Origin of the sequence: Vibrio sp. THAF64, assembly GCF_009363455.1 — a bacterium.
GTDB classification, from domain to species: domain Bacteria; phylum Pseudomonadota; class Gammaproteobacteria; order Enterobacterales; family Vibrionaceae; genus Vibrio; species Vibrio coralliilyticus.
The window spans coordinates 1,332,747-1,348,534 of the sequence record NZ_CP045355.1 but is presented as its reverse complement, the minus strand read 5'-3'; the positions used below and the strand labels follow the sequence as shown (position 1 = coordinate 1,348,534).

General features: G+C 43.3%; 14 protein-coding genes. 9 read left to right on the top strand and 5 right to left on the bottom strand.

What is annotated here, in order from left to right:
- Positions 1 to 27: 27 nt before the first annotated feature.
- Together serC and FIU99_RS06120 are read right to left on the bottom strand one after the other, a co-directional pair.
- Entirely contained in the window at positions 28 to 1,110 is a 1,083-nt protein-coding gene (gene serC / locus FIU99_RS06125) for a 3-phosphoserine/phosphohydroxythreonine transaminase (RefSeq protein ID WP_006959019.1), read from the bottom strand.
- A 125-nt stretch (positions 1,111 to 1,235) separates the two neighbouring features.
- Complete coding sequence (locus FIU99_RS06120; protein WP_006959021.1) at positions 1,236 to 2,504, bottom strand: DUF945 family protein; 1,269 nt, start codon at positions 2,502 to 2,504, stop codon at positions 1,236 to 1,238.
- A gap of 178 nt (positions 2,505 to 2,682) precedes the next feature.
- Between FIU99_RS06120 and FIU99_RS06115 the strand changes: the two genes are divergently transcribed.
- The 3 genes from FIU99_RS06115 (at position 2,683) to FIU99_RS06105 (ending at position 5,856) form a co-directional block, all read left to right on the top strand.
- Complete coding sequence (locus FIU99_RS06115) at positions 2,683 to 4,623, top strand: ATP-binding protein (protein ID WP_006959023.1); 1,941 nt, start codon at positions 2,683 to 2,685, stop codon at positions 4,621 to 4,623.
- A gap of 9 nt (positions 4,624 to 4,632) precedes the next feature.
- A complete protein-coding gene (locus tag FIU99_RS06110) occupies positions 4,633 to 5,130 on the top strand; it encodes a response regulator (protein ID WP_006959028.1) in 498 nt (165 codons plus the stop codon).
- Between the two features lie 171 nt (positions 5,131 to 5,301).
- The gene (locus FIU99_RS06105; protein ID WP_006959030.1) at positions 5,302 to 5,856 is read left to right on the top strand and encodes a hypothetical protein; all 555 of its coding nucleotides are present in this window, start codon (positions 5,302 to 5,304) and stop codon (positions 5,854 to 5,856) included.
- A gap of 87 nt (positions 5,857 to 5,943) precedes the next feature.
- Here the strand turns inward: FIU99_RS06105 and FIU99_RS06100 are convergent, their stop codons facing one another.
- Positions 5,944 to 6,531 carry a TfoX/Sxy family DNA transformation protein gene (locus FIU99_RS06100; protein WP_029236136.1) on the bottom strand — a complete coding sequence of 196 codons (588 nt, stop codon included), beginning with the start codon at positions 6,529 to 6,531 and terminating at the stop codon, positions 5,944 to 5,946.
- Between the two features lie 346 nt (positions 6,532 to 6,877).
- Here FIU99_RS06100 and FIU99_RS06095 point away from each other — a divergent pair, with 346 nt between their 5' ends.
- The 5 genes from FIU99_RS06095 to FIU99_RS06075 all read left to right on the top strand — a co-directional run bounded on the left by FIU99_RS06095 (position 6,878) and on the right by FIU99_RS06075 (position 12,282).
- Positions 6,878 to 7,798 carry an HDOD domain-containing protein gene (locus FIU99_RS06095; protein ID WP_006959033.1) on the top strand — a complete coding sequence of 307 codons (921 nt, stop codon included), beginning with the start codon at positions 6,878 to 6,880 and terminating at the stop codon, positions 7,796 to 7,798.
- A 30-nt stretch (positions 7,799 to 7,828) separates the two neighbouring features.
- Entirely contained in the window at positions 7,829 to 8,734 is a 906-nt protein-coding gene (locus FIU99_RS06090; RefSeq protein ID WP_006959034.1) for a lysine exporter LysO family protein, read from the top strand.
- Positions 8,735 to 8,845: 111 nt separating this feature from the next.
- A complete protein-coding gene (locus FIU99_RS06085) occupies positions 8,846 to 9,361 on the top strand; it encodes a hypothetical protein (RefSeq protein ID WP_006959035.1) in 516 nt (171 codons plus the stop codon).
- A gap of 141 nt (positions 9,362 to 9,502) precedes the next feature.
- Positions 9,503 to 11,149 carry a pyridoxal-dependent aspartate 1-decarboxylase PanP gene (gene panP / locus FIU99_RS06080; RefSeq protein ID WP_006959036.1) on the top strand — a complete coding sequence of 549 codons (1,647 nt, stop codon included), beginning with the start codon at positions 9,503 to 9,505 and terminating at the stop codon, positions 11,147 to 11,149.
- 278 nt (positions 11,150 to 11,427) lie between these two features.
- Positions 11,428 to 12,282 (top strand): MurR/RpiR family transcriptional regulator, encoded by an 855-nt coding sequence (locus FIU99_RS06075; protein WP_019276064.1) that lies wholly within the window; start codon positions 11,428 to 11,430, stop codon positions 12,280 to 12,282.
- 36 nt (positions 12,283 to 12,318) lie between these two features.
- Here FIU99_RS06075 and FIU99_RS06070 read toward each other — a convergent pair whose 3' ends face one another.
- Together FIU99_RS06070 and FIU99_RS06065 are read right to left on the bottom strand one after the other, a co-directional pair.
- A complete protein-coding gene (locus FIU99_RS06070) occupies positions 12,319 to 13,566 on the bottom strand; it encodes an iron-containing alcohol dehydrogenase (protein WP_006959038.1) in 1,248 nt (415 codons plus the stop codon).
- A gap of 424 nt (positions 13,567 to 13,990) precedes the next feature.
- The gene (locus FIU99_RS06065; RefSeq protein WP_152472128.1) at positions 13,991 to 14,689 is read right to left on the bottom strand and encodes a spondin domain-containing protein; all 699 of its coding nucleotides are present in this window, start codon (positions 14,687 to 14,689) and stop codon (positions 13,991 to 13,993) included.
- A 642-nt stretch (positions 14,690 to 15,331) separates the two neighbouring features.
- On the opposite strand from FIU99_RS06065, the gene FIU99_RS06055 reads away from it, so the two are divergent.
- Positions 15,332 to 15,667, top strand: a complete 336-nt coding sequence (locus tag FIU99_RS06055) for a hypothetical protein (RefSeq protein ID WP_045985114.1) — start codon at positions 15,332 to 15,334, stop codon at positions 15,665 to 15,667.
- The last annotated feature ends 121 nt before the right edge of the window (positions 15,668 to 15,788 follow it).

Sequence of the window (15,788 nt, the reverse complement as noted above, 5' to 3'; positions counted from 1 at the left end):
GCTAAGCCTTTACTTTATCTCTCCGGATTACGCGTTTGCTGCTTCAAATTCCTTCATGAATTCAACCAGAGCTTTTACACCTTCTACAGGCATTGCATTGTAAATTGAAGCACGCATACCACCGACAGCACGATGGCCCTTCAACGAAACAAGGCCTTTCGCTGCAGCCTGTTCTAGGAATAGGCCATCCAGTTCAGGTTTAGCAAGCTGGAAGGGTACGTTCATTCGTGAACGATTCTGAGCGCAAACTTCGTTTTTATAGAAATCAGAGCTATCAATACATTCATAAAGAATCGCTGCTTTCTCGCGGTTAATCTGCTCCATAGCCGCGACACCACCCTGCTCTTTCAACCACTTAAACACCAAGCCAGACAAGTACCAAGCGAAAGTCGGTGGCGTATTAAACATTGAGTCTTTCTCTGCCAACATCTTGTAGCTGATGAAGCTCGGTAAAAGTTCATGAGCAAGATCCAGCAAGTCATCACGGACGATGGCAATACAGATCCCCGCAGGGCCAATATTCTTTTGAGCACCAGCGTAAATAACCCCGTATTGAGAGACGTCGATCTCTCTTGAAAGTATGTTGGATGACATATCCGCAACGATGGGTTTATCCGTCTTAGGCAGTTCTGAAATCTCGATACCATCGATAGTCTCATTTGGACAAAAATGTACATAAGCGGATTGAGGGTCAATCTTCCATTCTGATGCATCAGTGACCGCCAATTTACCTTCTTTTGTGGTTTTGGCATTAAATACATCCACTTCGCAGTATTTTTCTGCTTCTTTGATTGCACTTTCTGCCCAGTATCCTGCATCAACGTAGGTCGCTTTCTTAGCACTACCTAATAGGTTTAATGGGACAGCAGCAAACTGTGCACGAGCACCACCCTGACAGAACAAGACTTTGTAGTTGTCAGGAACATTCAGTAGGTCACGAAGATCTTGTTCTGCATCCTCAGCAACCTTAATAAACTCTTTGCTTCGGTGGCTAATTTCCATCACAGATGTGCCCAATCCGTTCCACTCAACGAATTCGGATTGTGCTTTTTCCATTACAGCTCTAGGCAGCCCCGCTGGTCCGGCACTAAAGTTATAAACATTGTCCATTTCGAGATTCCTTGCTCATGCTTTCAATAAGTAATGACAGGATTAATAGCACGTTTTCTCACGTATAAAAAGCAAGAAAAGAGGTCTTTAGACCTCTTTTTCATGTAAGTGATAAAAATCCTAACTTATGGCTGCATCATTGCTGGCAATAGTATCGCCATCAAAGGTATTTGCTGCCCGTTTTCGAATACAAGATTGCCATCTTTTAGCTCAGCCTGAATCTGGTAGCCCTTATCGTTCTGACTAACAAACTCCATCACCATCGCTTCATCGACACCCTGTTTAATGAAAGGATACTGTTCAACCAAGCCATTGGAGAAAAACGTGTCTAAGTTCCCCGTTAAAGAAGGAAGAATGTTGGCAGGGTTTTGAGTGACATTGGTGGTTCCTTCTGGAACGGTAATTTTCCATGTACTTTCGAACTCGCCATTGTCACCTAAGGTCAGAGCCATCTTATTCATAGATAGGTAGAAACCTTTAGAAAATAGGGTTTCCACGTAAGGAATCGCATCTTGGATATCGTCAGCCGTCAGCACCGGATTATTCTGATACATACTAACCAAATGCTCAAATGAGCTGCTGTCTAAATCGCCGAATTCTAAATCCAGCACCAAGTTGTCCACCTCGTCTTCAGACATAAGTAATTTATCAACGCTCACAACATGTTTGCTATTTACACGTTGAGAGGCATCATCAAGTGAAGAAGCAAACTGATACTGACCACTTTTCAGAGAGAACAAAGGGGCTTGTGTGGAATCGAGAACCGACACTTCCGCAATGTTGATTTTCTGGTCGCCCAGCCAAAAACTGTTTTGCTTTCTGCCAAGGCCCGAGCCTGTGATGTTCGACAGCAGCATCTTTTCACCTGTATCGAAATCGACTTCAACGGAAGGAATGTTAAGGTCGTAGCTGACTTCTCCCAACACCGTAACATGGCCTTTCAGAGACGAAGGTGTCACTGATACCATAGCGCCCCCGTCACCTTCGGTTGTTTGATGCCAGTTACCCAGCTCCAACGAGTAGTCCGTATTGCCGTTAAGTTGAGTCACCGTTGTCATCGTTAAAGGAAACTGCTCCGCATTTTCCAACGTGGACTCTGCTTTCAAACTAAACAAACCGTGAGTGACATGGCTATTCACGACGAATTCCGTCGGCAAGCCATCAATTTCCAGTTGGCTGGCAAGCTCAGGATCCGCAACCGTGTAACGAGTTTGTACTTCAGAAGAGAGGTAGCCGCGGTTGTAGGAAACAACTTCAGCTTTCACTGAATCATTGCTTAGATGCGTAATGCCATCATGGATAACATTTTGTCCAATTTGTCCTACCGCCAGAGGCCAACATAAAGCCAAAGCGATTGCGCCACCAATAGCGCCGTATTTTTTCAACTGATGCATGTAATTATCTTCACTTAGGTATTTCTTGCAGTTTACACCAAAAAACATTGAGTTAAATCAGAGTATTGGCTTTCTTCACAAATCGAAGACGAATCTAAAACCTGTGTCTCAGTCACTCTGAGTAATCCTTGTTAGAGTAATTTCAGATCAGGGAGTTCATTAGAGACAGGCGACAACAGTGAATCAGTATGCCTTACTGTGCTTAGACAACAATCCTATTAGTGTAGAGCAACTGCGACGAGAGCTGGGTCAATTCGCGGCAAGGTTCGACATACATACGGCTGATACAATCGAAGACGCACACGCTTCGCTGGCTTACTGTCAGGAAAATCAGCAACCTGTCGCGCTGGTACTGGCTAGCCATCATGAAAACTTTAATGGCGCTGAATTTCTGATTCAGTTAGACAAAAGCCACCATACACAAAGCGCACGTAAGATTTTGATCAGCTGCGGACAAGACATACAAGCGATACTGTCTGCCGTCAATGAAGGTAGACTGGATCATTGTCTGACTAAACCGTTGCAGGACAACTTGGTATACAAAACGGTCAAAAAAGAACTCACGACTTTCATTCTAAAGCACGACGAAGAAAACCTTCTCGCATATAGTCAAATACTCGATCAACAGCGTCTTCTTAGAGCACACATCGAACTCAAAATGCGCAGCTATCGCGAGGGTTTTATCACTGATCATCACACGCTCTCCGATCAAGAGCTCGCTGAGCAAGTTATCTCAGCTTTGCATGAGTTCTTCTCAGATCAGGACGACACTCGCGCTTGCCGAACCTATTCATCTGAACATCTGCTCACCATTGAAGGAGAAGAAAATCAATTTCTCTGGTTCATTACCAAAGGAGAAGTTGCGCTATATAAAAAAGACGAACTAGGAATACAGCGCGAGGTGGTCAGACACAACAAAGGTAATATTGTCGGAGGGATGTCGTTTGTCACGGGTGAGCCCTCATTCTCGACAGCACTGACTTTAAAACAAACTGAGGTAATAAAACTCGACCGAGACATTTTCGCTAAAGTCATGCATTCCAACACCACCCTGCTTCCTTTGTTTACTAACCTACTTCTGCGTCATTTCAATCGTCGCCTGCAGCGCAGTATTAATACTAAGCTCGAACTGCAAAAGACGCTTGAATCCCTAGAGTCTGCCCATCAACAACTCATTGAGCGTGAAAAGATGGCAATGCTAGGCCAATTGGTCGCGGGCGTTGCCCATGAGCTAAACAATCCTGTAGCGGCAATTCTTCGCAGTACGGAAACGCTAACGGCTAACATTCATAAATTAGTCAGTGATGATAATGGTCAATCCAGACTCAAAACTCTAGGAGCGGATATTCTGGCTAAATCTCTCGATTCCAAACCGAGGTCAACTTCTGATGAACGGCAACTAGCCAAAAATATAGAATCTCAGGTGGGTGAACGTCGAATCGCTAAAAAGCTGGTCAAACTCGGGTTAGAAGACAATCAAGAATGGTTGAAGCGTACTCAAAGCAACCAAGCTGAAGTAGCGCATGAGCTCGACCTTCTTGAGAGTTATCACATTACAGGAGCAACTTTACGATCCATCAATGTTTGTGCTCAACGTATCGCCGACATGGTCAAGAGCCTTAAAGGCTACGCTCGCCCAGACGATGAGACGTTTCGATTATCTGACATTCATGAAGGAATTGAAGATACGCTGGTCATCTTTGAAAATAAACTCAAGATGCACGGCGTAGAAAAAGTGTACGGTGATTTACCACTAATGCAGTGTATGCCAATGGCTTTGCAGCAAGTCTGGACTAACCTCATATCCAACGCCATTGACGCTCTTCCTGAAAGAGGGACACTTTTGATTCAATCTGAGACTCGCAGCTATAACGACCAACAATGGGCTGTTATTTCAATTGAAGACAATGGTTGTGGTATTTCCAAAAAGCTACAGCGTCAAATTTTTGCCCTCAACTTTACCACTAAAAAGGAAGGCAACTTTGGATTAGGCATTGGCCTATCAGTTTGCCAGCAAATTGTGCATCAACATGGGGGGCGGATTGAAGTTCAGTCTGAACCTAATCGATTCACCAAAATGTCAGTGTGGCTCCCCTTGCAGACACACGACACAATGTGAGGACTCAACATGACTAAATACCTAATCTTATGTGTCGATGATGAGCGCGAAGTGCTAGACAGTGTGATTCAGGATCTCGACTGCTTTGAAGAGCACTTCGACCTTGAAGCTGCAGAATCTGTCGCGGAAGCGAAATCTATCATAGAAGAAACTGAGCAGGAGGGAGGGAAGCTAGCGCTCATTCTTTGCGACCACATAATGCCTGAGCAAACTGGCATTAGCTTTCTCATTGAACTTAATGACAATGCATCCACTCAAACGGCACGCAAAGTATTGCTAACTGGTCAAGCCGGATTGGAAGACACAGTAGAAGCTGTGAATCACTCCAGCCTGCATTTTTACATTGCCAAACCTTGGCGAGGGGACAACTTACGCGATGTCATCAAAAAACAACTTACCCAATATATGATAGAGAACAATGCTGACTTGATGCCTTGGGCTGCCATTCTCGATACAGAACAGATATTAGATGCTGTCGCAAAAAACCGAATCAATTTTGGAGAATAGATCACCAAATTGTGCGTATTTTGGCATATTGATTGCTTCAACATGTAAATAACGACAAAACAATGACATTTTTGTAGTGTAGGACTACAACAATGCATTATGATGTCTCGATATGGCAGCGCTCCGTCGCACCAAACCAAGGAAATTAACAAGAATAGGTTTTTCTTTCGTATGCGTAAAACAATCTTAGCTGCAGCCCTTGTGCTAGCATCTGGTCAAGCTTTTGCAGAGACCGACCCAAACAGCCCAACCGTAATGAGTAACTTCAGCTACGATTACCTGGAAGCTCGCATTGGCGCAAGTCCTGTAACGTTCGGCGCGGCTGCAAGTAAATCTATCCACCCAAACGCTCATGTGATTGGCCGTGTTGATTCAGAGTTTGAAGGTGATTATGACGCGGCAGCAGGCTTTGGCTTCCACGCACCAATCAACAACTGGGCTGATTTTACTGGTGAAATGCTATTCCGCCTTGTCGATTTTGGTGGCAAAGAAGGTAAAGGCACTGACACGGGTATGGAATTGAACCTAGGGGTTCGTCAATGGCTAGGTCCGCAACTAGAAGTAGGCGGTAAAGCAGGCTACGTCTCCATCGAAGATAACGATGACTGGATTGGTTCAGCGTACGTACGCTTCCACTCAACAGAGCTTTTCTCAATTGGTGCTGAAGCGCGCATCAATGATTTCTATGGTGACCAGCTAATGTTCACAACGCGATTCAAGTTCTGATAACACATTTCAGAATGAGATAACCAAATACTAAAAAGCCGAGGTCATTGACCTCGGCTTTTTTATGTCTGTTACTCAGCAAGTGTATTACGCACAACTCGCTAGAAGCTGACGTTTACGCGGTTCTTGGATAAGCTTCCAATGTACACCATCAATGGCACCAGCAAATTTCCAAAGTAGCTTAACATCGACATCATTGCCGTATGTCGCTTTCACTTTAGAGAACACTTCAGGTGCACCGAGCTCCAAGAAGGTGTCAACATCAACAACACCCGCTTTTTTCACCATGCGCTCTAGTGTGAGCTGCATGTTCGGCAAATCTCTTAAACGACGACTTGCTGACGACTTCTTATAGTGACGCTGAGACACCGAAAACTTAATCGAATTCTCAACAATCTCATCTAAAAGCTCATTTTTATTATTAAATAGATGAGTAATATCGTAATAATTCACCGTCGCAGTCGTTTGTTTTTTAACATGACGGTACTTGATACAGCCCAAATCCGTCAATTTGTCATCTAAATAGTCACCACCTCGAATAAACACTTTGTCAGCACTCATTAGGGCAAACATTGCGTCTTGTTTGAATAAACCCGTTCCACCAAACATTGAACGTTTTTGGAAACTACCAAACTTGTTAACGTAATTAATAAATTGTTGCTCTGTCATATCCATTGATCCTTCTAATCTAGAAAACCCCGATTATTTATGATCACCAGATAGCAGCAGCTTTAAGCGAAAAATGTAAATCAGCCAGCGAAGCTATGGTTTATGTTTTTATTAGCATACCGACTGCAAGTACTATAAATGATAGTTAACGTTACAAAATAAGTCTGTGCACAGCTCACACCAATAAAACTAAATTCATATAAATTCGGGACTGACATCACACTAGTGTCGTTTCCATACTTCACTGCAAAAAATACATCGGACAAAAACTCTCAATTAACTTATCAATAATTTGCATAATAATGGTCCGGGAAGTTAAACTGTAACTAGTAGAATCTTTAGCTGATCAAGCATGAACCACCTATCTTTTTATTGGCTTCCTGAAAACAATGAACTTCTGGTTAAAGGCATCGAGTCTGAATTTTCAACATTAGTTGAACACGCCATCAACTCGGGCAAGATTACCCTGCCACCGATATCAGATGTTGTTTTAAAAATACAAAAATTATGTACCCAAGACGCAACTACAGTATTGGACGTTGCGGATAGCTTGCTCGAAGACCCAGGCCTTGCGGCCATTGTTATCCGAGTCGCTAATTCGGTCATCTTCAACCGCCGCAATATTACGTGTACCGACTTGGTCACGGCGGTATCACGTCTCGGCATTTTACGAGTGCGTGATATTGTGACCGCACAAGCCATCGAACAGCTTAAGCACTCCGTGAATTTAAGCCGTAGCTGCAATGAAGTTCTGATTAACAGTGCTCATAACTCTAGAGAATTGGCAGCTACCATGGTGATGGTGGTGAAAGGTTTCAAAGAGTCAAACGACCCAAGATATAGCAATCTGGAAACAGATAAGGCTTTATTGACAGGTTTATTAGCTGATATTGGCTTATTTTGCATCGTGAACGAATACCATATGTACTTGGAACAAGGTAATTACCTCGCAGAAGACATTGCGTTCCAGATATTTAATAACCAGTGCTCCAATGCAAGTCGCCTTGTTCTAGAACATTGGGGTTTTGATAGCGATTTCCTCGAAGTCGCCACCAATCAAACCACGCAAAGGCAAAGTGTGGATGTCAGTTACCTAGACATCGCCCGTATCGCCAATCATATCCTGATGTTTCGTCGCCAAGATGACAAGATCGATGAACACACCGTTGAATTTGACCTGACTGGTGCAGATATACTGTACAAACTCAGTAATTTAAGTGATATTGAGTTCAATACACAAATCAATGAGTTAATTAGCGCTAGCGGACTCTAGCGCTAAACGTACCAGTACACAGGAAGCCACATGTTTTCAGGGATGATATTCATCTTTGCCCCACTCGTTGTGGGGTATCTGATATCGATTTCCAAACCATCAATTCTCGATAAAATCAACGCCACGACCTCCAACCTCATCTATGTCATTTTGGCATTAATGGGGCTGAGCCTCGCGGCGCTCGATAATTTGGGTCAAAATCTACAACTGATCCTTCAATATGTAGCAGTCTTCTTCGTTTGCCTGAGTTTGAGTAACTTAGCTGCACTCCCCTTTATCGACAAACTTCTCCCAATTGAAACAGATGCCAAGCAAACCAAACTCCCTTTGTCCGGTATGGCTATGGAATCGGCCAAGCTGATCGTTGTTGTTGGTGGTGGGTTAGTCGCAGGCTTAATGCTTCCTATCGATTTGAGTTGGGTCGATACTGCCAGCGAATGGATTTTGTTTGTCCTACTCTTTTTCATTGGCATTCAGTTGCGCAACAGTGGCCTGACTCTTCGCCAAATACTGCTAAACAAGCATGGCATGATCATCGCCCTAGTGATCATTGCCACGTCGATGATAGGCGGTGCGATTGCAGCCATGATTTTAGACATCGATCTTTACCGTGGCTTGGCAATGGCATCTGGATTTGGCTGGTATTCTTTAGCTGGCATTCTGATGGGTGATGCTTTTGGCCCTGTCTACGGTGGAGCCTCATTTATGATTGAACTCCTCCGAGAACTGGTTGCCTTAGTATTGATTCCCCTCGCTATACGCACTAAGCCCTGTACAGCGATTGGCTATGCTGGTGCAACGGCGATGGACTTTACGTTACCCGTTATACAGACCACTGGTGGGGTACGTTGTGTACCAATTGCGATAGTGAGTGGATTTATATTAAGCCTATTAGTGCCCGTATTGATGCTTTTCTTTGTCTCTCTTGCAGGCTAGATCGCATGATTTTATGTTCAGATTCACTATATTAGGGCTCAACCACACGTTATAATTTAGCGCTTGCTAATTTAGTGGGTTTATAATAACTATTCTTCAAAAGGAATCATTATGACACGTCTACTTATTGCTTTGCTGCTGGGCGCGACCTCTACTATGGTTGCCGCAGCTGACAATGCATGTTTGTCCAAGAAATACGACGCCTATGTTGATGCTTCTCTACACTGGTACGAAGATCTCGCAAAGCTAACTTCTGAACAATACCCTGACTTAAAAGAAGTCAGTGAGTGGTTTCTGGAAGGTCGAAAAAACCATTTTGAGTTGAACCGCGCTGCTGTTCACTACTACCTTGAAAACGACCCATCTAAGATTGCTACCAGTCAGCCCGTTGAAGCTTGGCTTCAGCTGGAGCAGAAGGACATTAAAACCTTGTCCTCGCGTAGCGATGAACTCGGTCGACTGGCGCAGGTCACCTTCAGTGATCGTCAATCAAAGCCGCATGAGAAGAACTACGATCTTCGCTCGGCTTTCGCAGATTTGTTGAGCCATCCAACAAAAATTGATGATGCGTTAAAGCGCTACAATGAAGCGATTAAAGACCTAGAAACCATTTCATGTGATACATAATGGATATTGCCGCTGGACCTTTTCTTCAGCGGCAACGTTCAAATCACAGTATCTAAGATCAAACAATTAAGACGGGACTTTGCGCCCGTTTTCGTTTAGATTGTCCCGCTGCAACAAAAAAGATAAGAGCAATGTAGCTGTATGGTATCGGAACATAAAACGGCTGACGCGAGTTTCGAGAGTTTACTCCGAATCTTTACCGTCCCTGAAGGGCCAGACTCAACACTGACAAAAATCGAAGAAAAGTTATCGCAAAACCTGAACCAGTTTTTGCGCGAACATATCGTCGCGGAAGAAAAGCCACTTAGAGAAATCGAAAAAGACTTCTCCAATGCGTCACTTCCAGAGCAACCCGAATTCGTTTCCGAGCATACTCAACATTTGCTTGATACCTTAGTATCACATTCAGTTCATACTTCTGCACCGAGCTTTATCGGCCACATGACTTCGGCACTGCCCTACTTTTTGATGCCACTGTCTAAGATCATGATCGCGCTCAATCAAAACTTGGTCAAAATCGAAACATCCAAAGCTTTTACACCTTTAGAGCGCCAAGTACTTGGTATGCTTCACCGACTGGTATACAACCAGAACGATGAGTTTTACGCTAAATGGATGCACAGTGCTAATCATTCTCTGGGTGCTTTTTGTTCTGGTGGAACTATCGCCAACATTACGGCACTTTGGGTTGCGAGAAACAACGCCTTAAAAGCTACAGGTGATTTCAAAGGTGTAGAAAAAGAAGGGCTATTCAAAGCCATGAAACATTATGGCTATGAAGGTCTTGCTGTATTAGTTTCTGAGCGCGGGCACTATTCATTGAAAAAAGCGGCAGACGTTCTTGGTATTGGACAAGAAGGTTTGGTTGCCATTAAAACAGATACTAATAACCGTATTTGTCCTCAAGCGCTGCAGGAAAAAATAACTCAGCTAAAACAGCAAAACATTAAGCCCTTTGCAGTGATTGGTGTTGCCGGTACAACAGAGACTGGCTCGATTGACCCAATCGCCGATATCGCGGCTATTTGTCAGCGTGAAAGTTGCCATTTCCATATTGATGCAGCATGGGGCGGTGCGACCCTGATGTCTAACAACTATCGTCACCTCTTGGACGGCGTAGAGTTAGCAGACTCGATAACCATTGATGCTCACAAACAGCTCTACATTCCTATGGGTGCGGGCATGGTGCTGTTTAAAGATCCAGAAGCCATGAAATCTATCGAGCACCACGCACAATATATCTTGCGTAAAGGCTCGAAAGACCTAGGCAGTCACACGCTAGAAGGCTCTCGTTCTGGTATGGCCATGCTGGTTTATGCCGCGATGCATATCATCAGTCGCCCTGGTTACGAGCTACTGATCGATCAAAGTATTGAAAAAGCCAAGTACTTCGCCGAGTTGATCAAACAGCAGATCGATTTCGAACTCGTCTCAGAGCCGGAACTGTGTCTACTGACCTATCGATACATTCCAGCTGAGATCCGCAGTGCTCTTGAAAAAGCCGGTCCTAAGCAGAAGTCGGAAATAAATGAGTTGCTCAATGAGCTGACAAAGTTCATTCAGAAACGACAACGCGAAACAGGTAAGTCTTTTGTTTCTCGAACTCGCCTCAACCCCGAGCAATGGGACAGAATGAATACCATTGTATTCCGAGTTGTACTAGCTAATCCTCTTACTGGACGAGACATCCTGAGCATGGTTCTCGAAGAGCAGCGAGAGATTGCAAAACAAGCACCAAAATTGATGGCGAGGATCCAATCCGCCGCTCAAAAAATCAAAGAAAACTGAAAATTTCTTTCGAAAAAGCTGTAACTTGCCGAACATCGACAGCCTCAAACCGCGAAAACCTTTGCATATAACACGCATTTATGTAGTTTTGGCAAAATTTAGTTTGAGGCTTGTCATATTCTCACTAATTGAACCGTATAAAAATTACTGTAAACCTTTTGCTTAGGTTTATACTGGACGCATGGCGCTGGATAGTTATTGCCTTTAGGTGACGACTTGTGACCTCTTTTACCAACAGGCATATCCAGTGAGTTGTTCTCTATACCCTCGTGAACACTATGAATACATTAGAAAAAATTCAGAAAAACCTAGAGAATTTCAGCAAGTCTGAACGTAAGGTTGCCGAAGTCATCATGGCATCTCCTCAGACTGCGATTCACTCTAGTATCGCTACACTGGCTAAAATGGCTGATGTGAGTGAGCCAACTGTTAACCGTTTTTGCCGCCGTTTGGATACCAAAGGTTTCCCCGACTTTAAACTTCATCTGGCACAGAGCCTCGCAAATGGTACACCTTATGTGAACCGCAACGTTGAGGAAGATGATGGCCCAGACGCCTACACACATAAGATTTTCGAATCAACCATGGCTTGTCTCGATGTAGCCAAGAATAGCCTCGATTCAATGCAAATCAACCGTGCCGTTGACCTGCTAACTCAAGCAAAACGCATTTCGTTTTTTGGCCTTGGTGCTTCTTCTGCCGTTGCTCGTGATGCGCAAAACAAGTTTATTCGTTTTAATATCCCGATTACCTGTTTTGAAGATATTGTCATGCAACGCATGAGCTGTATTAACTGTACAGATAATGACGTGATTGTACTGATTTCTCACACTGGCCGAACTAAAAGCCAGGTCGAAATTGCCAACTTAGCACGCGAAAATGGTGCAACGGTCATTGCGATCACAGCAAAAGATTCACCTTTGGACAAAGCGAGCTCATTGTCGATTTCACTTGACGTACCTGAAGACACAGACGTTTACATGCCGATGGCGAGTCGTGTTGTACAAATGACTGTGATTGACGTGTTGGCAACCGGCTTTACCCTTCGCCGAGGCTCTGGCTTTAGAGAAAACCTCAAACGCGTCAAAGATGCGTTGAAAGACTCTCGGTACGATAAGCTGTCCCAATTTTAAAAAGGAGCGCATTAGCGCTCCTTTTTGTTTCAATGTTTAAGAGTTCTGTAATCGAACTTCTACGTCAGCCAAGCCACTCTTCACAATCTGAGCGCTTGACTGCTCACTCGACTCTGCTAAAAGACAATCATCATTACAATTGCATACCTGTTGAAGAATATAAGTTAATCTCTGCTTAGTAAGTGGCAATGGATTTCCTTTGATCGCCACAGACTTAAGTGCATCTTCCGCAACAGCATCAAAAGACGTACTACACACGCCAAACTGACTCAACGTGGGTAAGGAAAGTTTATCAAGCATCATGTTGGCCCATAGTACCCCATCTTCCCGTTTAGCATTCACTCTACCCGTCAGCAAAATCGCCATCTTCTTGTAACGAGCTAAAACGTCGTGCCTTTCTGCATCCTGTGCTGCTTTTATGTTTTCCGTCATCACATGGGGTGCAAGCCTCGCCGCAATCACGCTATGAGGTGCTTCGAGCTTGCCACCCAAGGCGGAAGCCAGCCCATGCGCTGCGCCAAGTTTGGCATTAGTGCTAGCCATTCCCCCCAGCATAGCAACAAAAGAGAGGTCAGAGCGAGCTTGCGGTTTGTCTTCAAGGCACCCGGACAGAATCGAAGTACTCAGCCTGCGAAGTCCTTCTTCACATATCATATCGGTTAGTGGGTTTGGGTCACCACAAACATAGGCTTCCATTAAGCGAGTAAAAGTCTCCATTGCTCCACGGCCCGATTTGTAAGAATCGGTCCCATAGGTCAATGTCGGGTCAACGATGGCCACATCCGCCAGCATCTCCGGACTACGTAAACTCACTTTGACTTTGTCCTGTCCTGAACGTAGCACTGCATTACGGGTTACCTCAGAGCCCGTACTTGCTGTCGTTGGGATAGCGATAAAAGGGATAGGTTTAGCCTTTAACGGCACATTACGCCCGACGACTTCCACATAGTCATAAACGTCGCCTTGGTTGGGAATGATCGCCGCTAAGGCTTTCCCCATGTCTAAAACACTTCCGCCTCCCATGGCAACAACCATATCTGGTTTGAATTTCCGCCCCACTAAAGCAGTTTCTTCAATCATTACGATGTTAGGTTCACCAGAAACGGAAACGTGCTGATAGCGCATCCCCTGCGACTTGATGTAGTCGACAACCATCTCGACTCTATCTAGACTTTGGCCTGAGACAAGCAACACGCTGTAACCATATTGATTAAGAATAGAAAGAGATGACTGTAAGGCACCTTCACCAAAGACAATACGGGTGGAGGTCATGAACTGGAACATACCTAAGACTCCTTTCTTAAAATTAATTATTAATTTTCAGAAACTTAGATAGAAACCCAAAACACAAAAATTAAAAATGGCGACAAAGTGGCGACGGATTTCTAACTATGTTCATCATGCTTCATAGAACAACATGATTTTAGTTTAGTTTTATTGTCTTATGTCATCGCGTCAGTTTTCTTAGAAGATAACTTCTTTAAATTACGACTTGTAACGCATACTTCTGCGAATCGTAGGAAAGTTGCTAAGACGTCCTGCCGTAGAACTTCAAAGAAAAACACAAAAAACCATTATATATCAAAAACTTACTATATATCACATGTATATAAAAACAGTTAAAAATGGCGATTTAGAACCCTATTTAACGTAGTTTTTCAATGAGTGCCGCCATTTTTGTCGCCACTTTTCGACTTTAAATTCAAGGTTACTGACGTTTAAAAGTAAACGTTCCTATGTGTGCACTAGTACTCCTATGAACACCATTTAGGAAATCAGTATCGGCAGCATTAGATGTTAGAAGACTAACGTTGGACTTTGGAGAACTATCAACATTCGCTGACGTAAAAGTCGCACCATCATCAGTACCAGAATCATATACTTTTAGTTCAACTGTCAAATCGTCCACCCACGCTCCATTTTGGTACAAATTCAAGCTATCTACACCCACAAACCAATCTGGACTCGGAGCCACCATTGTAATAACACTAACTAGTGGAAAATCCGTGTCCACGCTAAACTGCACTTGCACCTGTGTCTGCCCAGTAGCCAATCCATTGCCTTCAATAAGCGACTGACTATTGCCTGAATTTTGAATGTCTCCTATTTCTGACTTAATTGAGTTAGTTCCTCCTGTTTCAGCCACTTCTTCTAGACCAGTGGTAGCTAGAGTCCCACTTTTAAACAAACTTGCAGCAGAGTTATGCGTCATGCCAATCAAGGGAGAAAAATGGGCATTGCTCGGATAATTTGTTGGGAAGGTTACAGAGCTCCAATTGCTCGTGAACGTTAATACATATGATGCTGATGTATTAGAATTTGAGTTAGATTCATCTCCACAGGCAACAAGACTAAGACCAAATAGAAATATCAAAACCGTTTTTGAGGTAAATTTGTTCCATTGCATATCCAATCTCCATACATTTCGGTACGTTCTTTTGTAGACCGTCTTTTTTGAAGATGCATTTCACACAATGGAAACATTTAATTAACATAAATGTCGCTAGGCTTAAATTCTATTGGGGAGGCTAGCTAACTTTCGTTGGGCTGAAGCTCTTTTTCTAAGTTAGAACAGGCTACTCGCCTGATACTTGGCCAACACTTTACGAACGTTCTCCTATACCTATAGTTCACGTAGGTCTCAATACTCTAGGTAGAAACCGCTATGTCGCCATCTTTTTAGGAAAGCCTTTAGACATTGAACTTCACTTGTGACGTAAGTCCACACCTAACAAAGCAAATAAGACAAGCATTTAACATTCAACATATCAATACTATAGAATGACGCTTCCTGATTCTGTGCTTGTAAAAGCACTGCAACTCGACCTAAAAACTATAAGGAAAAAAGAATTGAATTCTGAAGTTGTTTTAGCTAGTAGGTGGTCTAGGTTTTGGGCTGGCTTTTGTGACAGCCTTATGTTGTTCATTTTCCGAAAGGATAAACGTTGTATACATGACTTAATCGCTAGTTCTCAAGTAATCAATATTGCAGTAACTAATAAAGACGAATCCAAAAATACCGACAATGATTAAATTGAGAAAGAGATCAATGAAAAAACTTTTAGCTCTATTGGCCACAACTCTGTTCACTATCCCATCTATTGCATCTGAGGATGTTACTCATTGGACTGTCACAATTTCAAAAGTCCATGTAAATGACGAAACGGTAAAAATTCAGACACTTGGCGCAAGCCAGCCTAACCCTTCAAGTTCTCAGTGGTCTTGTACAAACGGTTGGCTAAACCTAGATGGTTATTCAAACGCGATTGCTGCAGGACTAAAGTTTTCAGCCGCTATGGAAGCATACAAATCAAAAACCACAGCACGAGTAGGTGTAAAGGGAAGCGGTAATGATTGTGTACTTACTTACATAACCATCAACTGACCAACTTATCACTAAACGCCAAGAACAAGAACTAAAAATAGCAAACAAGGTTTAACAAAAATGATATCTAAACTAAAAGCAATATGTGTGTTACTACTTATTGTAAATTCAAATGTAGTAT

Coding starts and splice junctions, on each gene's coding strand:
- serC (WP_006959019.1), bottom strand. CDS start 1,110: ATGGACAATGTTTATAACTTTAGTGCCGGACCAGCGGGGCTGCCTAGA.
- FIU99_RS06120 (WP_006959021.1), bottom strand. CDS start 2,504: ATGCATCAGTTGAAAAAATACGGCGCTATTGGTGGCGCAATCGCTTTG.
- FIU99_RS06110 (WP_006959028.1), top strand. CDS start 4,633: ATGACTAAATACCTAATCTTATGTGTCGATGATGAGCGCGAAGTGCTA.
- FIU99_RS06105 (WP_006959030.1), top strand. CDS start 5,302: ATGCGTAAAACAATCTTAGCTGCAGCCCTTGTGCTAGCATCTGGTCAA.
- FIU99_RS06100 (WP_029236136.1), bottom strand. CDS start 6,531: ATGGATATGACAGAGCAACAATTTATTAATTACGTTAACAAGTTTGGT.
- FIU99_RS06095 (WP_006959033.1), top strand. CDS start 6,878: ATGAACCACCTATCTTTTTATTGGCTTCCTGAAAACAATGAACTTCTG.
- FIU99_RS06090 (WP_006959034.1), top strand. CDS start 7,829: ATGTTTTCAGGGATGATATTCATCTTTGCCCCACTCGTTGTGGGGTAT.
- FIU99_RS06085 (WP_006959035.1), top strand. CDS start 8,846: ATGACACGTCTACTTATTGCTTTGCTGCTGGGCGCGACCTCTACTATG.
- panP (WP_006959036.1), top strand. CDS start 9,503: ATGGTATCGGAACATAAAACGGCTGACGCGAGTTTCGAGAGTTTACTC.
- FIU99_RS06075 (WP_019276064.1), top strand. CDS start 11,428: ATGAATACATTAGAAAAAATTCAGAAAAACCTAGAGAATTTCAGCAAG.
- FIU99_RS06070 (WP_006959038.1), bottom strand. CDS start 13,566: ATGTTCCAGTTCATGACCTCCACCCGTATTGTCTTTGGTGAAGGTGCC.
- FIU99_RS06065 (WP_152472128.1), bottom strand. CDS start 14,689: ATGCAATGGAACAAATTTACCTCAAAAACGGTTTTGATATTTCTATTT.
- FIU99_RS06055 (WP_045985114.1), top strand. CDS start 15,332: ATGAAAAAACTTTTAGCTCTATTGGCCACAACTCTGTTCACTATCCCA.